General features: G+C 66.1%; 19 protein-coding genes, 1 tRNA gene and 1 pseudogene. 15 read left to right on the top strand and 6 right to left on the bottom strand.

Annotated features, from left to right (window positions below; translation table 11 throughout):
• Nucleotides 1–211: 211 nt before the first annotated feature.
• Nucleotides 212–1,020, top strand: a pseudogene (locus AC13CR_RS19180) (IS5 family transposase).
• Here AC13CR_RS19180 and AC13CR_RS19175 read toward each other — a convergent pair.
• The 4 genes from AC13CR_RS19175 to AC13CR_RS19160 form a co-directional block, all read right to left on the bottom strand.
• Entirely contained in the window at nucleotides 1,017–1,709 is a 693-nt protein-coding gene (locus tag AC13CR_RS19175; RefSeq protein ID WP_292977978.1) for a DUF502 domain-containing protein, read from the bottom strand. The pseudogene AC13CR_RS19180 and the gene AC13CR_RS19175 sit on opposite strands and share 4 nt — an antisense overlap.
• A 31-nt stretch (nucleotides 1,710–1,740) precedes the next feature.
• On the bottom strand, nucleotides 1,741–2,661 hold the full coding sequence (locus tag AC13CR_RS19170) for a pseudouridine-5'-phosphate glycosidase (RefSeq protein ID WP_292977979.1): 921 nt from the start codon (nucleotides 2,659–2,661) through the stop codon (nucleotides 1,741–1,743).
• 126 nt (nucleotides 2,662–2,787) lie between these two features.
• A complete protein-coding gene (locus tag AC13CR_RS19165) occupies nucleotides 2,788–3,669 on the bottom strand; it encodes a PfkB family carbohydrate kinase (protein ID WP_335662089.1) in 882 nt (293 codons plus the stop codon).
• The gene (locus AC13CR_RS19160) at nucleotides 3,666–4,013 is read right to left on the bottom strand and encodes an ArsR/SmtB family transcription factor (RefSeq protein WP_292958890.1); all 348 of its coding nucleotides are present in this window, start codon (nucleotides 4,011–4,013) and stop codon (nucleotides 3,666–3,668) included. Before AC13CR_RS19160 ends, AC13CR_RS19165 begins: the two co-directional genes overlap by 4 nt.
• A 194-nt stretch (nucleotides 4,014–4,207) precedes the next feature.
• Between AC13CR_RS19160 and AC13CR_RS19155 the strand changes: the two genes are divergently transcribed.
• The 5 genes from AC13CR_RS19155 (at nucleotide 4,208) to AC13CR_RS19135 (ending at nucleotide 6,868) form a co-directional block, all read left to right on the top strand.
• The gene (locus AC13CR_RS19155; RefSeq protein ID WP_292958888.1) at nucleotides 4,208–4,555 is read left to right on the top strand and encodes an AtpZ/AtpI family protein; all 348 of its coding nucleotides are present in this window, start codon (nucleotides 4,208–4,210) and stop codon (nucleotides 4,553–4,555) included.
• 47 nt (nucleotides 4,556–4,602) lie between these two features.
• Nucleotides 4,603–5,310: a F0F1 ATP synthase subunit A gene (locus AC13CR_RS19150; protein WP_292958945.1), complete on the top strand. Its 708-nt coding sequence runs from the start codon at nucleotides 4,603–4,605 to the stop codon at nucleotides 5,308–5,310.
• 66 nt (nucleotides 5,311–5,376) lie between these two features.
• The gene (locus AC13CR_RS19145; protein WP_292958886.1) at nucleotides 5,377–5,613 is read left to right on the top strand and encodes a F0F1 ATP synthase subunit C; all 237 of its coding nucleotides are present in this window, start codon (nucleotides 5,377–5,379) and stop codon (nucleotides 5,611–5,613) included.
• Nucleotides 5,614–5,687: 74 nt separating this feature from the next.
• Nucleotides 5,688–6,308, top strand: a complete 621-nt coding sequence (locus AC13CR_RS19140) for a F0F1 ATP synthase subunit B' (RefSeq protein ID WP_446235351.1) — start codon at nucleotides 5,688–5,690, stop codon at nucleotides 6,306–6,308.
• Entirely contained in the window at nucleotides 6,305–6,868 is a 564-nt protein-coding gene (locus AC13CR_RS19135) for a F0F1 ATP synthase subunit B (protein ID WP_292958883.1), read from the top strand. The genes AC13CR_RS19140 and AC13CR_RS19135 overlap by 4 nt, the downstream gene beginning before the upstream one ends.
• Before the next feature lie 383 nt (nucleotides 6,869–7,251).
• On the opposite strand, the gene AC13CR_RS19130 is transcribed toward AC13CR_RS19135, so the two are convergent.
• Nucleotides 7,252–7,938: a YiaD family glycine zipper/OmpA-like lipoprotein gene (locus tag AC13CR_RS19130; protein ID WP_292958881.1), complete on the bottom strand. Its 687-nt coding sequence runs from the start codon at nucleotides 7,936–7,938 to the stop codon at nucleotides 7,252–7,254.
• Between the two features lie 229 nt (nucleotides 7,939–8,167).
• Here AC13CR_RS19130 and nth point away from each other — a divergent pair, with 229 nt between their 5' ends.
• The 7 genes from nth (at nucleotide 8,168) to AC13CR_RS19095 (ending at nucleotide 14,075) form a co-directional block, all read left to right on the top strand.
• Complete coding sequence (nth, locus tag AC13CR_RS19125) at nucleotides 8,168–8,821, top strand: endonuclease III (protein ID WP_292958879.1); 654 nt, start codon at nucleotides 8,168–8,170, stop codon at nucleotides 8,819–8,821.
• Nucleotides 8,818–9,831 (top strand): adenosine kinase, encoded by a 1,014-nt coding sequence (locus AC13CR_RS19120; protein WP_292958877.1) that lies wholly within the window; start codon nucleotides 8,818–8,820, stop codon nucleotides 9,829–9,831. The genes nth and AC13CR_RS19120 overlap by 4 nt, the downstream gene beginning before the upstream one ends.
• A 425-nt stretch (nucleotides 9,832–10,256) precedes the next feature.
• Nucleotides 10,257–12,107: an ABC-F family ATP-binding cassette domain-containing protein gene (locus tag AC13CR_RS19115; RefSeq protein WP_292958943.1), complete on the top strand. Its 1,851-nt coding sequence runs from the start codon at nucleotides 10,257–10,259 to the stop codon at nucleotides 12,105–12,107.
• Between the two features lie 122 nt (nucleotides 12,108–12,229).
• Nucleotides 12,230–12,976, top strand: a complete 747-nt coding sequence (locus AC13CR_RS19110; RefSeq protein WP_292958875.1) for a MipA/OmpV family protein — start codon at nucleotides 12,230–12,232, stop codon at nucleotides 12,974–12,976.
• A gap of 100 nt (nucleotides 12,977–13,076) precedes the next feature.
• Complete coding sequence (locus tag AC13CR_RS19105; protein ID WP_292958873.1) at nucleotides 13,077–13,484, top strand: hypothetical protein; 408 nt, start codon at nucleotides 13,077–13,079, stop codon at nucleotides 13,482–13,484.
• Between the two features lie 73 nt (nucleotides 13,485–13,557).
• Entirely contained in the window at nucleotides 13,558–13,953 is a 396-nt protein-coding gene (locus AC13CR_RS19100; RefSeq protein WP_414692192.1) for a transposase, read from the top strand.
• Nucleotides 13,878–14,075, top strand: a complete 198-nt coding sequence (locus AC13CR_RS19095; protein ID WP_292958871.1) for a transposase — start codon at nucleotides 13,878–13,880, stop codon at nucleotides 14,073–14,075. Before AC13CR_RS19100 ends, AC13CR_RS19095 begins: the two co-directional genes overlap by 76 nt.
• Nucleotides 14,076–14,472: 397 nt before the next feature.
• Here AC13CR_RS19095 and AC13CR_RS19090 read toward each other — a convergent pair.
• Nucleotides 14,473–14,547 (bottom strand) — tRNA-Thr (locus AC13CR_RS19090).
• Nucleotides 14,548–14,678: 131 nt separating this feature from the next.
• Between AC13CR_RS19090 and AC13CR_RS19085 the strand changes: the two genes are divergently transcribed.
• Both AC13CR_RS19085 and murA read left to right on the top strand, forming a co-directional pair.
• Nucleotides 14,679–14,849 carry a hypothetical protein gene (locus AC13CR_RS19085; RefSeq protein ID WP_292958869.1) on the top strand — a complete coding sequence of 57 codons (171 nt, stop codon included), beginning with the start codon at nucleotides 14,679–14,681 and terminating at the stop codon, nucleotides 14,847–14,849.
• Complete coding sequence (gene murA / locus AC13CR_RS19080) at nucleotides 14,850–16,121, top strand: UDP-N-acetylglucosamine 1-carboxyvinyltransferase (RefSeq protein ID WP_292958867.1); 1,272 nt, start codon at nucleotides 14,850–14,852, stop codon at nucleotides 16,119–16,121.
• Nucleotides 16,122–16,124: the final 3 nt, after the last annotated feature.

The following is a 16,124-nucleotide window of genomic DNA, read 5'->3' as shown; positions in this document are numbered from 1 at the left end:
CACCTGATCGCGCGCCTGCTGCTGCGCCCAATACTGACCGCCGCCTTCATCTGGGACTGGTCACGATGGCGACGAGAGCACCAAGTCGCCGCAGCCATCGCACACCGAAAAATTCGACACTATTCGCAACTGTAGTACTAGGTCATGCACTCATAAATGACTAGCGGCGTTTGAGCTTTGCTGATTCATTCCTTGCAAAGAGGAGAGCAGCTTGTCCCAACGTCGCTACCAATTGACCGACTTCGAGTGGTCTGTCATCGCGCCACTTTTGCCGAACAAGCCGCGCGGGGTTGCGCGGGTCGATGATCGTCGGGTCCTGAACGGCATCTACTGGCGGCTCCGGACCGGTTCTCCCTGGGCCGACATCCCCGAGCGCCATGGCCCCTACACCACGTGTTATAACCGCTTTGTCCGTTGGGCGCGTCTGGGTGTATGGGATCGGATATTCGAAGCTGTGTCAGCGGCTTACGAAGGTTCGGAACAGTCGGTGGACAGGTCCTCGATCCGCGTCCACCAGCACGGAGCCAACGCAAAAACGGGGGCAAAGCGCCCGCCGGCCCCGCCGGTGTGGGTGACTTTCGAGCCGTCTGCATGGGGCGCTCGCGGGGCGGCCTGACGACCAAGATCCACGCCGTCACCGATGCCCAGGGCCTGCCGATCACCCTCAAGCTGACCGCCGGGCATGCCCATGACGGTCGGTCTGCCGACGACATGCTGGGCACGATCGGATCGGGCCAGACCCTGCTCGCGGACGCGGCCTAGGACAGCAATCGGTTGCGCGATCATCTCGCGCGGGTTGGCGCGAAAGCAGTCATCAGACAGATCCCACGACGCTCCGCCCCGCCGCCGCTGGACAAGAACACCTACCGCCGTCGCAACCGGATCGAACGGTTCTTCTCAAAGCTCAAGCATTACAGGGCGATAGCGACCCGATACGAGAAACACGACGCCAACTTCCTCGCACTCGTCAAACTTGCCGCAACACGCATCTGGTTGCGCGCTTATGAGTCGGTGACCTAGCCGTTCCTGTCGCCCGCCCTGTCCTCGCGCGGCGTGGTCTTGGACGACTGCGCCGGATAGACCAGCCCGGCCGAGATGATCAGCTTGGCCGCATCCTCGACCGACATCGACAGGATCGTGACGTCGCTGGCCGGGACGTAGATCAGGAAGCCAGAGGTCGGGTTGGGCGTCGTCGGCACGAAGACGGCAATCAGGTCATCGGCGGTGCGGCTGACCAATTCGCCCTTGGCCGGCCCGGCGACAAAGCCCAGGGCCCACAGGCCCTTTCGCGGATATTCGATCATGCAGGCGCGGTCGAACCGGGCCTCGTCCTGCGACAGGATCGTCTCGGCGATCTGTTTCACCGCACCATAGACGGATCGCACGATGGGCATCCGGGCCACGATCCGCTCGCCGGTGCGCAGCAGCGCGCGACCGACCCAGCCCTTGGCGACCCAGCCGATCAGCACCGTGAACAGCAAAAAGAAGACGACGCCGACCCCGCGCAGCGGGATGCCGATGTAATTCTCGGGTCGCCAGCGCGGCGGCACCATCGGCAGGACCCAGCTGTCCATCCAGCCGGTCAGCGTCCAGATCAGCCAGACCGTGATCCCGATCGGCGCGACCACGACCAGCCCGGCCAGAAAGTTCGACCGCAGCATTCCCAGAAGTCCCGGGCGTCTTGGAGGCAGGGCAGGGTCCATGCGCATGAGGAATGGATCGGGCGGCTTGGCCGGGCGGTCAAGCCGCTTTCGCCATCGCGGCAGCGATTTCGGCCGCCAGTCGCGCATTGTTCAGCACGAGGGCGATATTGGAGTGCAGCGAGCGTCCCTCGGTCAGTTCGAAAATCCGTTGCAGCAGGAACGGTGTCACCTGCTTGGCGGCGATCTTCTGCGCTGCGGCCTCGGCCAGCGCCTGTTCGATCACCGGCATGATCCGATCGCGCGGGATCTCGGCCTCGTGGGGGATCGGGTTGGCGACCAGTTGGCCACCCGCCAGGCCCAGCCGGGCGCGCATCGCGGCGGCCCTGGCGATCTGGTCCGCGCTGTCCATGCGCAGCGGCGCCGGAATACCGCTGGTCCGCGACCAGAAGGCGGGCAATTCGTCCTGCGCATAGGCGATGACCGGCACGCCCAGCGTTTCCAGCACTTCCCAGGTCTTCGGCAGATCGAGGATCGCCTTGGCGCCGGCCGCCACCACGGTCACCGGGGTCCGGGCCAGTTCCTGAAGATCGGCCGAGATGTCGAAGCTGGTCTCGGCCCCGCGATGAACGCCGCCGATGCCGCCGGTGGCAAAAACCCGGATTCCCGCAAGCGCGGCGCAGATCATGGTCGCGGCGACGGTGGTCGCGCCGGTCCGGCCATCGGCCACGCAGACCGCCAGATCGGCGCGACTGAGCTTCATCGCCCGTTCGGGCGGGGTCCGGGCCAGGTCCTGCAGCGCCGTGTCGGTCAGGCCGATATGGATCCGTCCGCCCATGACGGCGATCGTGGCGGGCGTCGCGCCGGCTTGCCGGACCACCGCTTCCACTTGCCGCGCCATGTCCAGGTTTTGCGGAAAGGGCATGCCGTGGGTGATGATGGTCGATTCCAGGGCGACGACGGGATCGCCGGCATCCAGGGCGGCAGAGACTTCGGGCGAGAAGGTCAGGGGGGCGGTCATGATACGGCTTTCAGACGGGCTTCGACGAACAGGGTGCAGAGGGCCGCGCCCGACTGGCGGTGTGAACGCGCGCCGGCTGGTTCTGCCTCGGCGGCATGGTGGCGGACGGGTACCGGCAACGGTGTTTCATGGCACGTCGCGCCCCGAGACGTGGGCGGCCGATGCCTCGACCGCCCGGCGCAGCGCGTCGCCGCGTGGCTGGGCCTTCAATTCGGCAGCCAGATGCGCGGCGAGGAAGCAATCGCCCGCGCCGGTCACGCGCGCCACCGTCACATGCGGCGGGGCGCATGTCAGGGTCGGTGCATTGGCCATCGCCTCGGCCGCCGGATGCGCGCCGTCGGTGACCAGGACACGGGCCGCGCCGCGCGCCACCACGGCCTCGGCGGCAGCGGCGGCATCGGGGCAGGATCGGCCGGCAAGAATCTCGGCCTCCAGCCGGTTCAGGTAGAAACAACCGCGGCGGGCGGCGATCAGCGGTTCCAGCCGCTCGGCCTTGCCGGGACTGGCGGGCACGATCCGCAGGTCGGCCCCTGCCAGACGCGGATCGCGGGCGATCGCGGACAGCAGATCCTCGGTCAGGTTGCCGTCCAGAACCACGGGCGCCGTCCAGCCCGCCAGATCGCCCGACAGCGGCGCAAGGATCGCGCCGCCCGCCCGTTCCAGCGAATGGGCGTCTGCGATGGCCGCGATCAGGCCCTCGCTGTCCTCGATGCCCATGTAGCAATCCGTGGGCAGGCCGGTTTCGCGCGACAGCCAGCCGGTCAGCACGCCCAGCCGCTGGGCCTCGGCCACCAGCGCGCAGCCCTCGGGGTCGCGACCGACCGCCGACAGCACCGCGGGGGCCAAGCCCCAGCGGGCCAGGGCCACCGCCACGTTCAGCGCCACTCCGCCCGGCAGGTGACGGATTCGGCCCGGAACGTCGGCGCCCGGCGCCATCCGGCGTGGCGCGCGCCCGATCACGTCCCACAGCATCGCGCCGATGCACAGGATGTCGGGGCGGTCGGTCATTCTTCGGTCCATTCCTTCATCTCGGCTTTCAGAAACCGTTCGAAATCGTCCAGATCGACGGGATCGAACTGACCGAAACCCTGCATCCAGACCGAGGCGCGACGCATCCCGTCGGGATCCAGCATGCACCAGGTGATCCGGCCGCGCCTCTCCTGCCGGATCAATCCGGCCGCCGCAAGCACCGTCAGATGTTTCGAGATCGCCGCAAGGCTCATCTCGAAAGGATGCGCAACGTCGCTGACGGCCATGTCGTCCTCGAGCAGCATCGACAGGACCCGGCGCCGCGTCGGATCGGCCAGCGCGGCGAAGATCAGGTTCAGGCGGTCGGGATCCGGGAGGGTCATGGCTTTCCGGGCTGGCAAAGGTCAACTGCGCGGTTGAATAATGTCCGCGCGCGGGCGCGATTGCAACCGCCGCGCATCCCTGCCCGAAAATAGAAATGTCGTTTCCATACAAACCATTGCGCATCTTTCCCGGTTGCTTGACTTGGCTGCCAAACCACCCTAGACACCGCACGGATAACAAGGGGGCAGCAGAGATGGCCGAAGGGCCCCGGACCGGCAGCGACAGAGAGGACGAGGCCTCTCGCTTGCGCGATCTGGAGGAACGGCTGTCGAAGCTGACGCCCAAGCCGAAGGCCGACGCGCCGATGGCGGGCCATGACCAGGCCCATCTGGCCTGGCGCATGGTGATCGAGATCGTGGCCGGGATCGGGATCGGCTTCGGGATCGGTTACGGGTTGGATTATCTGCTCGGCACCACGCCGCTTCTGATGATCCTGTTCATTTTCCTCGGCTTCGCGGCCGGCATCAAGACGATGATGCGCACCGCAGCCGAACTTGACCGCAAGCCCGGCCCCGCGCCGGAGACCGAGAAGAGGGATTGACCGTGGCATCCGATACGGAGAAAGAAACCGGCCTTGTCTTCCATCCCATGCAGCAGTTCGAGGTCAGTCCGCTTTTCGGCGATGGCCCGGTCCACTGGTATACGCCCACCAATGTGACGCTGTGGATGGCGATCGCTGTGCTGGCGATCACCGCGCTGATGGTTCTGGGCACGCGCGGCCGGGCCATCGTGCCCAACCGCCTGCAATCCGTGGCCGAGCTGGCCTATGGCATGATCCACAAGATGGTCGAGGACGTGGCCGGCAAGGATGGGCTGAAATATTTCCCCTATATCATGACGCTGTTCATGTTCATCGTGTTCGGCAACATGCTGGGCCTTCTGCCCAAGTCCTTCACCGTCACCTCGCATGTCGCCGTCACCGGCGTTCTGGCGCTGGCCGTCTTCATCAGCGTCACCACCATCGGTTTCCTCAAGAACGGGACCGCGTTCCTGGGCCTGTTCTGGGTGACATCCGCTCCGCTGGTGCTGCGCCCCGTCCTGGCGCTGATCGAGCTGATCTCGTATTTCGTCCGCCCCGTCAGCCATTCCGTTCGTCTCGCCGGAAACATGATGGCCGGTCACGCGGTGATCAAGGTCTTTGCCGGCTTCTCGGCCATCGCCGTGATCTCGCCGCTGTCGATCCTGGCCGTGACCGCGATGTTCGGGCTGGAACTGCTGGTGGCCTTCATCCAGGCCTATGTCTTCACGATCCTGACCTGTGTCTATCTGAAGGACGCGCTGCACCCGTCGCACTAGGCGCCGGCCGGCCGTCAGGTCAATCCATCCGCCAATTCATCACTTCCAACCGCAAGGAGATTCATCATGGAAGGCAATATCGCTCAACTGGGTCAGTATATCGGTGCCGGTCTGGCCGCCATCGGTTCGGGCGTGGCCGCCGTCGGTGTTGGCAATGTCGCCGGCAACTTCCTGTCCGGCGCCCTGCGCAACCCGTCGGCCGCAGCCGGCCAGACCGCGACGCTGTTCATCGGCATCGCCTTCGCGGAAGCTCTGGGGATCTTCGCGTTCCTCGTTTCGCTTCTGCTGATGTTCGCGGTCTGATCCCACGCCATCCTTGCGGCGGGGTGAGGGCCGACGCCTTCGCCCCTTCGTGACCCGAGAGGCCAGGGGGTTACATGATAAGCCTGTTGCAAGAGGCCGCGACGACCGTGGTCGAACAATCCCAAGGCGCCGCAGCCGCGTCAGAGCATGGCGGGGCAACTGCGCAAGCCGCCGCGGCTGCCGGCGAGGCTAGCGCGCCCGGCATGCCGCAGCTGAACTTCGACACGTTCCCGAACCAGATCTTCTGGCTCGCGATTTCGCTGGTGGTGCTGTATTGGGTTCTGTCGAAAATCGCGCTGCCCCGGATCGCGGCCGTCATCTCGGACCGTCAGGGCGCGATCACCGGGGATCTGATGGCGGCGGAAGAGTTCAAGCAGCGCGCCAAGGATGCCGAGGCGGCCTATGACAAGGCGCTGGCAGAGGCCCGCGGCGAGGCCGGAAAGATCGTCGCGGCCAACCGCGCCGAGATCCAGAAGGAACTGGATGCCGCCATCGCCCATGCCGATGCGGAAATCGCCGCGCGCGTGGCGGAATCGGAAAAGCGCATCCGCGAGATCCGCGATTCCGCCCAGGCCGATGCCCGTCAGGTCGCCCGCGAGGTGACCGCGCAACTGGTCGAAACCTTCGGTGGCCAGGTTGATCAGGGCGCCGTCGATCAGGCTGTGGACAACCGTATGGAGAGGGCGTTGCAATGAAGAAAACCGGCATCATCGCCGTATTTGCGGCAGGCGCCGCCGGACCGGCCGCCGCGGCACCGGGGTCGTTCTTCTCGCTCGGCAATACCGACTTCATCGTCACCATTGCCTTCCTGATCTTTGTCGGCATCCTGATCTACTACAAGGTGCCCACGATCATCGGCGATCTGCTGGACAAGCGCGCCGGTGGCATCCGCAGGGATCTGGACGAAGCCAAGCGTCTGCGCGAGGAAGCGCAGGAAATCTATGCCAGCTATGAACGCCGGCAGCGCGAGGTTTCGGGGCAGGCGGACCAGATCATCGCCAATGCCAAGCGCGAGGCCGAGGCGCAGGCCGCCAAGGCCAAGGAAGATCTGAAGATCTCGATCGAGCGTCGCCTGAAGGCCGCCGAGGAACAGATCGCCAGCGCCGAAAGCGATGCGGTTCGTGCCGTCCGCGACCGCGCGGTCCGCACCGCCGTCGCCGCCGCATCCGAACTTCTGGCGCAGCAGGTCGCCGCAGGGCAGCGGTCGGCCGGTATCGATGACGCCATCGAAGACGTGGCGCGTCGCCTGAACTGAGCCTTTCGTTCAGTCGGACAGTGAAAAACCCCCGGCCGCATGGCCGGGGGTTTCCTCGTCCGCGTCTCGCGTCTGCTCACACGGACGAATCGGCCGGCCACCGACATGCGGCGATCGGGCTGTGGCGGCATGCCCGGGCGGGTCGGATGTCCGCGCCGAACCTGCACAGGGCTCGCCCGGGGCCGGCTGTCCGATACGGGGCAGGTGCGGCTTTTACAGCGATCGCCTCCACCAGACCACAACTCTTCGCGCGTCGGAGGGTTCGCGACGCAACGTCGTGGCGCGGATTTCCGCGATTTCTTGCCGGTCGGTTGCCCGGAAATTCAACATGAAAGGGCCGGTCGAAACCGGCCCTTGCCAATCCTGTGTTCCGTCCTCCGCGATCAGCGGGTCGGGCGGATCAGAATTTCGACACGGCGGTTCTGCGCCTTGCCCTGCGCCGTCGCATTCGAGGCAACGGGTTGGCTTTCGCCGCGACCCACGGCCACGACGCGCGCGGGCGACACGCCGCCTGCCGTCAGGATGCCCGCGACCGACCGGGCGCGGCGTTCCGACAGATCCTGGTTATAGGCGGCGCTGCCGGTATCGTCGGTGTGACCCACCACCTCGACGCGGCTGTCGGGATACTGGTTCAGGTTGCGCGCGACAGCATAGAGATCGTTTTGCGCCGGGCCAGAGACGGCGGCCGAATCGGTGGCGAACAGAATCCCTTCGGGCAGGGTCACCTGCAGATACGAGCCGCGGTTGACGATCTGCACGTTCGGGTTTTGCACCGCCTGTTCCAGCGCGGCCGCCTGGCGGTCGAGGATATTGCCCGCGACGGCCCCTGCCGCCGCGCCGAGGATCGCGCCCCGTGCGGCGTCGCGGCCGCGGTTGTTCTTGTCCTCGTCGCGCGTGCCACCCAGCACGGCGCCGATCGCCGCACCGGCCAGGGCACCTTGCTGGGTGCGGCTCAGGCCGCCGGGGCCTGTGCCGGCGCCGGACGTGCCGCCGTTCAGCGAGGGATCGGTGCAGGCGCCGAGGGCGATCAGGCCCGATGCGGCGAGGATCGTGGTGACGCGAATCTTCATGGGATTCCCCTTCCTTGTTCGTCAAGGCCCTTGCCTGGCGCCGGGCCGAAGACCAGCGGACCCCGCGCGGGACCGCCTTCCAACGCGCGTCACGCTGTCGCAGTTCCCGCCGGAAGGAAAGTCACGTCCGCGTGGAAGTGGCTGGATTGTCGGCACAATCCGGTGAGAATCGCGACGCGGGAACACCTGGCTTGCAAAGCCGCGCGACCGGCGTCACAAGCACCGCGTCATGGCCCGTCTGCCCGCCCCCTTGCCCTTCGATCAGCAGGTCGCGATCTTTTCGCGGCTGCGCGAGGCCAATCCCCGGCCCGAGAGCGAACTGAATTTCTCGAATCCCTTCACGCTGGTCGTGGCCGTCGCGCTGTCGGCGCAGGCGACCGATCTGGGGGTGAACAAGGCCACGCGGGAATTGTTCGCGGTGGCCGACACGCCCCGGAAGATGCTGGATCTGGGGCTGGATGGCTTGACCGGGCATATCCGGACCATCGGGCTTTATCGGCAGAAGGCCAGGAACGTCATCGCGCTGTCGCGAATCCTGGTCGAGGAATATGGCGGCGTCGTCCCCGACAGCCGCGCTGCGCTGATGAGCCTGCCGGGGGTCGGCCGCAAGACCGCCAATGTCGTGCTGAACAGCGCCTTCGGTCAGCCGGCGCAGGCGGTGGATACGCATATCTACCGCGTCGGCAACCGCACCCGCATCGCGCCCGGCCGCGACGTGGGCGAGGTCGAGCGCGCGATCGAGGACAACGTTCCCGCCCGCTTTCAGCGCCACGCCCATCATTGGCTGATCCTGCATGGGCGCTATATCTGCCAGGCCCGCCGCCCCCGCTGCGGCATCTGCATCTTCCGCGACCTGTGTCCCTATGAGGAGAAGACCGAATGACCACGCCCTATGTCATCGGGATCGGCAATGCCGTCATGGACGTGATCGCGCCCACAGACGAGGCGCGGCTGGGCGCGCTTGGCGTGACCAAGGGGATCATGCAGCTGATCGAACGCGACAGGTCCGAATATCTGATGGCCGCCCAGGCCGACGATCACGGGCCGGGCCGGGCGCAGGCGCGGCTGGTGCCGGGCGGCTCGGTCGCCAACACGCTGGCGGGGATCGGCGCGTTGGGGCTGAAGACCGCCTTCATCGGCCGCGTGGCCGAGGATGCCCTGGGCCTTTCCTATGCCGAGCAGACCGAGGCTGCGGGGACGGTCTTTGTCAACCCACCGGTTGCGGGTGACGCGCTGCCGACCTCGCGCAGCATCATCCTGGTGACGCCGGATGGCGAACGCTCGATGAACACCTATCTGGGCATTTCGGCCGAACTCGGCCCCGACGACGTGAACCCGTCGGTCTTTCAGGGTGCCGGATGGCTGTTTCTGGAGGGCTATCTTTTCGACAAGCCGAAGGGAAAGGAGGCGTTCCTGAAGGCCGCCGATTGCTGTCACAAGGCGGGCGGACAGGCGGGCATCGCGCTGTCGGATCCGTTCTGCGTCGATCGGCACCGCGAGGATTTCCGCCGGCTGGTCGCGGGACCGATGGATTACGTGATCGGGAATGTCCATGAATGGACCTCGCTTTATCAGACCGAGGATCTGGAGCAGGCCCTGGCTCTGGCCCGCGCCGATTGCGACACCGTGATCTGCACCCGCTCGGGCGAGGACGCGATCCTGATACGCGGCGACGAACGGGTCGGGGCGGCGGTCCACAAGGTCGTGCCGGTGGACGCGACGGGGGCGGGCGATCAATTCGCGGCAGGGCTGATCCATGGATTGGCGCTTGGCGCGCCACTGGAGGTCGCCGGCCGGATGGGCTGCATCGCCGCCGCGGAGGTGATCAGTCATGTCGGTCCGCGCCCCGAACGCGACATTCGTGCGCAGTTCCGCGCCGAAGGCCTGATCTGAGGCAGGATTTCCTGCGTCCCGCGACGGCGGGGGGCCAGCCCCCCGCGCCCCCCGGGGTATTTGCTCACGGAGAACGAGGGCGCACCCGGGATGGAGTTGGCGCGGTTGTGACCGATTGGCCGCCTGCGGCCTGGATGGCGATTCTGCCGTGCGCCAGTCCTGGATCCGGTCGATGCGGATATCCCACGGTGATTTGAACATTCCGCCCTCTGCCCCGGCGCCAGCCCTTTGGCCGAGGGCCGTGAGCGAACCTGAATGGCCGCCGCGCATCTGCAAGGCAGCGTCGTCTTGCGCGGGGCGGTTTCATGTCCGGTCTGACGGCGATCGGTCCGATCGCGGGCTTCGCCGGTCCGACGCATGAGCGTGGGCGCATGGCCACCCCACCAGGCATTGACGACCCGCTTGCCTTGCGCCATGTCGCGCGGATGCTGCGCATCGATGACATCTTCTATTCCATTCAGGGCCGGCCGCTTTTCGAGGCGGCCTCGGCCACCATTCCCGAAGGCCACAAGGTCGGCCTTGTCGGCCCCAATGGCGCCGGCAAGACCACGCTGTTCCGGCTGCTGCGCGGCGAGATCGCACCGGACGGGGGTGAGATCGCGCTGCCCAGCCGTGCCCGGATCGGCGGTGTGGCGCAGGAGGCGCCGGGAACCGCGCTGCCGGTGCTGCAAACCGTCCTGGCCGAAGATCGCGAACGGTCTGCCCTGCTGGCCGAGGCAGACCGCGCCACCGACGCCCATCGCATCGCCGAGATCCAGACCCGGCTGACCGATATCGACGCATGGTCGGCCGAGGCTAGGGCGGCCTCGATTCTGGTTGGGCTGGGCTTTTCGCCCGCCGATCAGGCCCGCCCGACCAGCGATTTCTCGGGTGGCTGGCGGATGCGCGTGGCCCTGGCCGGGGTGCTGTTCGCGCGGCCCGACCTGCTGCTTCTCGACGAGCCGACGAACTATCTGGACCTGGAAGGCGCGTTGTGGCTGGAGACCTATCTGGCCCGCTATCCCCATACCGTCATCATTATCAGCCACGACCGCGACCTGTTGAACCGCGCCGTGGGCCATATCCTGCATCTCGAACAGCGCAAGCTGACGCTTTACACGGGCGGCTATGACGATTTCGCCCGGCTTCGGGCCGAGAAGCGGGCGCTTCAGGCGGCCGAGGCAAAGAAACAGCACGCCCGGCGCGCGCATCTGCAAAGCTTCGTGGACCGCTTTCGCGCCAAGGCCAGCAAGGCGCGGCAGGCGCAGGCACGGGTCAAGATGCTGGAGAAGATGCAGCCCATCACGGCGCCGGAAGAGGCCAGGTTCCATCGTTTCGGCTTTCCCCAGCCCGAGGATCTGTCGCCGCCCATCGTGGCGATGGAGAATGTCGCCGTGGGCTATGGCGATCGCGCGGTGCTGCGGCAGCTGAACCTGCGCATCGACCAGGACGACCGGATCGCGCTTCTGGGCCGGAACGGGCAGGGCAAATCGACCCTGTCGAAGCTGCTGGCCGAAAGGCTGGACGTGATGGCGGGCAAGCTGATCCGATCGGGCAAGCTGCGCGTGGGCTATTTCGCCCAGCATCAGGTCGATGAGCTTTACCTGGACGAAACCCCCATCGACCATGTGCGCCGCCTGCGCCCGGACGAGGCTCCGGCCCGGCTGCGCGCCCGGCTCGCGGGATTCGGGCTGATGGAGGCGCAGGCGGAAACCCGCGTCGGGCAATTGTCGGGCGGCCAGAAGGCGCGGCTGTCGCTGCTGATTGCGACCATCGACGCGCCGCATCTTCTGGTCCTGGATGAACCTACCAACCATCTCGACATCGAAAGCCGCGAGGCGCTGTCCGAGGCGCTGAACGATTATACCGGCGCGGTGGTGCTGGTCAGCCACGACATGCACCTGCTGGGGTTGGTCGCAGACCGGCTGTGGTTGGTCAACGAGGGCGCGGTAACGGCCTACGAGGGTGATCTGGACGATTATCGCCGTTTCCTGCTGTCGGGCGATGACGACCCCAAGCCGAAGGCCGAGACGTCGAAACCCGCCCCCAGGCGCGCGCCGCGCGATGAATTGCTGTCGCTGCGGTCCCAGGTCCGGCGGGCCGAGGAAAGGGTGCAGAAGCTGACCGAGATGCTGGAAAAGCTGGATGTGAAACTGGCCGACCCGTCACTTTACAACGATCCGCACGAAGCGCGGAAATGGTCCCTGAAACGCGATGAGGCGACGCAGGCCATGGCGCGGGCCGAAACACTGTGGCTGACCGCGCTGGAAAACCTGGAAGCCGCCGAAACCGGTTGATTCTGTTGCCAGGATGCGCGCGCGTCGCGGCCATCCGCGCGGATTGTGAGGCACCGGCTTGTGCGACGGCCCGATTCGCCCGTAAAGAGAGTTCAGATAGTCATGCCGACGGATTTTGCTTGATGAAAAAGCTTCTGCTTGCCGCGCTCTTTGCAGCACCCTTGGCCGCGCCGGCGCTGGCGCAGGATTTCGGCGCGACCGGCGGGCGCGACTTCTCGGTCGAACTGGGGCTGGGGGTGCAGGGCAAGCCGACCTATCCGGGCGCAGAGGATGCCGAGGTCTCGCCCTGGGTAATCTGGCAGAACGCGCGGCTGGGCGGCGCCGGCGGCGAGAAGCAGGGCTTTTCGATCGCGCCGTCGCTGGGTCTGGTCGGCCCGCGCGATCCTTCCGACGATGCGGCGCTGGCCGGGCTGGACAAGATCGACCGTTCCTATGAGGTTGGGGCCAAGGTCAGCTATGGTGCCGGGCCTGTCACCGCCTATGGAACGCTGCGGCGGGGCTTTGGCGGCAACGAGGGCTTGACGGGCGAGGTCGGCGCGACCTACCGGACCGATCTCAGCGACCGCGTGACGTTGTGGTCGGGGCTGGAGCTTGGCTACGGAAACGACGACTACAACGGCACCTATTTCGGCGTCTCGCCCTCCGAGGCGATCGCCAGCGGCTATTCGACATACAGCCCCGGCGGCGGATTCAATTCCGCCGCGATCAAGTTTCGCGCGCGCTACGCGATCAACGACAAGACCGCCATCCTGGGCGAGGTTGAATATGGCAAGCTGATTGGCGATGCGGCGGATTCGCCCATCGTGCAGGATGATTACCAGCCCGCCCTGCGACTGGGCATCGTGCGCAAATTCTCGTTCGGGTTCTGATCGGATCGGCTGGTCCGGCAGGCAAGGCTTCCTCGGTGGTGTCGCGGCACGCTGACCGTCGCCGGACCCGGGACCCTTCGAGGGGCGGAATGGTCGCGCCATGCCGATTCGCATTCCGGTCCTCAGGCAGAAAGAGCGAGCCGTTTCCGAAGCAGCGGCAAGATCGGCACAATTGCGCAAAGGCTTATGCGGCCTTCCGGACCGCGTGACCGTCAAACGCACTTCGCTTGAAAAGCAAAGCCAGATGGAAGTCATCTGGCCGCTTCAGCGTGATCGTGAACAGCGTCATGCCCTGGTCGAAGCCCAGCCAAAGGACCGCCAGACGCTCCGGGTCGATATTCGGGCGGCGCGCGACCGACATGCTGCGGTTCTACGCGAGTTGCATCATGACCGAACAAACTATCGCATGATGAAGCTAGGGCTGGAGCCCTTGGCGAAGCGCGCCTTCTCCCCGCTGAAGCGCATGATGGATACAGCCGCAAAGGCTGTGTCGCCGGTGATGGCGTAGCGCCAGCCGCGCGGCCGTAGGTGACGCTGTCCACCTTGCGGACAAGGGTATCGGCTTGCGCTCGGGGACGCTGGTGGATGCAAGGATCATAGATGCGCCGTCCTCGACCAAGTCGGGCGCCCGTGACCCCCAGATGTTGTCCACGAAAAAGGGCAACGACTGGTATTTCGGCATGAAGGCGCACATCGGCATCGATGCCTACAGGGGCGTGACGCACAGCCTCGAGACCTCGACCGCCAGGCTGCACGACAGCCAGGTCTGGGACGAACTGCTGCATGGGGAGGAAGGCTCGGTCTGGACCGACAAGGGATATGTCAGCGCCGAGCGCGAGGCCGAGTTCAAGGGGCCAGGCAAGCTCTGGGGCGTGATGCGCAGGGCTCCCAAGGGGACCAATTGCATCCCGTCGATGCGCGGATTGACCGGATCATCGCCAAGGTGCGCGCCAGGGCCGAGCATTCCTTCCGGGTGATCAAGCGCCAGTTCGGCGGCGCGAAGACCCGATACCGCGGCCTCGCCAAGAACCCCGCCCAACTGCTCACGCTGTTCGCGCTCGGCAACCTGTTCCTGGCGCGACGGAGGCTGGGTGCATGAGGGACGAGTCCGTCCAAAATCGCCAGATCCGCTCCAAAACGGGCCGAATGGGGCGACGAACTGCCCCTCCAGCGGCCGCCAGACCGCTTCAAGCGACGGATGGCGGGTGTTCGGCGAAGCCGAAAGTGTAGTTCAGGCGTTCCCATGCTCTGGTCGAGGAGGCCGCTGAGCCGCTGCCAAACGCAGGCAAATTTGAAGAGTGTATTGAACTCTCCGTGCGATTCCTCTCGAGGCGCGGGGATATTTACGGGAATGGGAGCTAAACGGTTCGCCAAACAGTGCTGAGACTGGCTTTTTCCGATCCTCTGACATTCACGCCGGAAGATGTGTATGACGCAATAGAAATGACCCTGTCTTTCAAGGGCTTAGATCATTTTTTTCAGCCATAGGTGTGAAATGGTGCTGCGAGAGAGGATTGAACTCTCGACCTCTCCCTTACCAAGGGAGTGCTCTACCACTGAGCTACCGCAGCGCCGTGGGCGGCGTTTAGACAAAGCTGTGCCGCCGCGCAAGGGGGATCGGGCGAATTATCGGGAAATGCCTGCCGCTGCCTGGCTTGCCGCGGCAACTGGACGGCGGCCGGCGCGGGCGATAACAGGAAGCATGACCGGACGGGACAGAAACAGACAGGAACCCGAGACGCGCGCGGACAGGCTTCGCGCCGCGTTGCGGGCCAACCTGCAACGGCGCAAGGCGCAGGCGCGCGCGCGCGAGGCCTCGGCCCCCGACCCGGATGAGGATGAAGCCAGCGAGACGGGCGGGGACGACAGCTAGATGGACCAGATCATCGTTCAGGGAAACGGGCCGCTGAGGGGCGAAATTCCCATCGCGGGCGCGAAGAATGCCTGCCTTGCGCTGATGCCGGCGACGCTGCTTTCGGATCAGCCGCTGACGCTGACCAATGCACCGCGACTGTCGGATATCCGCACCATGACGGCCCTGCTGCAAAGCCTGGGGGCCGAAGTGAGCGGCCTTCAGGACGGGCAGGTGCTGGCCATGTCCAGCCACGATCTGACCAGCCACCGCGCCGATTACGAGATCGTGCGCAGGATGCGGGCCTCGATCCTGGTGCTGGGTCCGCTCTTGGCGCGGTTCGGCCAGGCCGAGGTCTCGTTGCCCGGCGGCTGCGCCATCGGCGCGCGTCCGGTCGATCTGCATCTCAAGGCGCTTGAGGCGATGGGGGCCGATCTGGATCTGCGCGACGGATATGTTCACGCCACCGCGCCGGCAGGAGGACTTCGGGGCGCCGTGGTCGATTTCCCGCTGGTTTCGGTCGGCGCGACCGAGAATGCGCTGATGGCCGCGACCCTGGCCCGCGGCACCACGATCCTGAAGAATGCCGCGCGCGAGCCCGAGATCGTCGATCTGGCACGGTGCCTGCGGGCGATGGGCGCACAGATCGAGGGCGAGGGCAGCGACACGATCACCATCGAAGGGGTCGATTCGCTGCACGGTGCGACCCATCCTGTCGTCACCGACCGGATCGAACTGGGCACCTACATGCTGGCCCCGGCGATCTGCGGCGGCGAGGTCGAATGCCTCGGCGGTCGGATCGACCTGCTGGCGGCGTTCTGCGAGAAGCTGGACGAAGCGGGTATCAGCGTCGAGGAAACGCCGCGCGGGCTGAAGGTCGCGCGGCGCAATGGCCGGGTTCGGGCCGTCGATGTGACCACGGCGCCGTTTCCGGGCTTTCCGACCGATCTTCAGGCCCAGTTCATGGCGCTGATGTGTCTGGCCGACGGTCGCAGCGTGCTGGAAGAGACGATTTTCGAGAACCGTTTCATGCACGCGCCGGAACTGACCCGGATGGGTGCGCGGATCGACGTGCATGGCGGTCATGCCACCGTCACCGGGGTCGAGGCGCTGCGCGGCGCGCCGGTCATGGCGACCGATCTGCGCGCCTCTGTCAGCCTGATCCTGGCTGGAATGGCGGCCGAGGGGCAGACCATTCTGCGTCGGGTCTATCATCTGGATCGCGGCTATGAACATGTGGTGCGCAAGCTGCGCGGCGTCGGTGCGCATATCGAGAGGGTGAAGGAGGAATAGGAC

The organism is Paracoccus sp. L-17 (genome assembly GCF_056857655.1).
This window is presented reverse-complemented; position numbering and strand designations above follow the sequence as displayed.

Bases quoted from the DNA above. Each gene is read 5' to 3' on its own strand.
- AC13CR_RS19140 (WP_446235351.1), top strand. From the start codon at position 5,688: ATGATAAGCCTGTTGCAAGAGGCCGCGACGACCGTGGTCGAACAATCC.
- AC13CR_RS19085 (WP_292958869.1), top strand. From the start codon at position 14,679: ATGACCGGACGGGACAGAAACAGACAGGAACCCGAGACGCGCGCGGAC.
- AC13CR_RS19170 (WP_292977979.1), bottom strand. From the start codon at position 2,661: ATGACCGCCCCCCTGACCTTCTCGCCCGAAGTCTCTGCCGCCCTGGAT.
- AC13CR_RS19155 (WP_292958888.1), top strand. From the start codon at position 4,208: ATGGCCGAAGGGCCCCGGACCGGCAGCGACAGAGAGGACGAGGCCTCT.
- murA (WP_292958867.1), top strand. From the start codon at position 14,850: ATGGACCAGATCATCGTTCAGGGAAACGGGCCGCTGAGGGGCGAAATT.
- AC13CR_RS19110 (WP_292958875.1), top strand. From the start codon at position 12,230: ATGAAAAAGCTTCTGCTTGCCGCGCTCTTTGCAGCACCCTTGGCCGCG.
- AC13CR_RS19135 (WP_292958883.1), top strand. From the start codon at position 6,305: ATGAAGAAAACCGGCATCATCGCCGTATTTGCGGCAGGCGCCGCCGGA.
- AC13CR_RS19130 (WP_292958881.1), bottom strand. From the start codon at position 7,938: ATGAAGATTCGCGTCACCACGATCCTCGCCGCATCGGGCCTGATCGCC.
- AC13CR_RS19175 (WP_292977978.1), bottom strand. From the start codon at position 1,709: ATGCGCATGGACCCTGCCCTGCCTCCAAGACGCCCGGGACTTCTGGGA.
- AC13CR_RS19115 (WP_292958943.1), top strand. From the start codon at position 10,257: ATGCTGCGCATCGATGACATCTTCTATTCCATTCAGGGCCGGCCGCTT.
- AC13CR_RS19120 (WP_292958877.1), top strand. From the start codon at position 8,818: ATGACCACGCCCTATGTCATCGGGATCGGCAATGCCGTCATGGACGTG.
- AC13CR_RS19105 (WP_292958873.1), top strand. From the start codon at position 13,077: ATGCCGATTCGCATTCCGGTCCTCAGGCAGAAAGAGCGAGCCGTTTCC.
- AC13CR_RS19150 (WP_292958945.1), top strand. From the start codon at position 4,603: ATGCAGCAGTTCGAGGTCAGTCCGCTTTTCGGCGATGGCCCGGTCCAC.
- AC13CR_RS19165 (WP_335662089.1), bottom strand. From the start codon at position 3,669: ATGACCGACCGCCCCGACATCCTGTGCATCGGCGCGATGCTGTGGGAC.
- AC13CR_RS19160 (WP_292958890.1), bottom strand. From the start codon at position 4,013: ATGACCCTCCCGGATCCCGACCGCCTGAACCTGATCTTCGCCGCGCTG.
- nth (WP_292958879.1), top strand. From the start codon at position 8,168: ATGGCCCGTCTGCCCGCCCCCTTGCCCTTCGATCAGCAGGTCGCGATC.
- AC13CR_RS19145 (WP_292958886.1), top strand. From the start codon at position 5,377: ATGGAAGGCAATATCGCTCAACTGGGTCAGTATATCGGTGCCGGTCTG.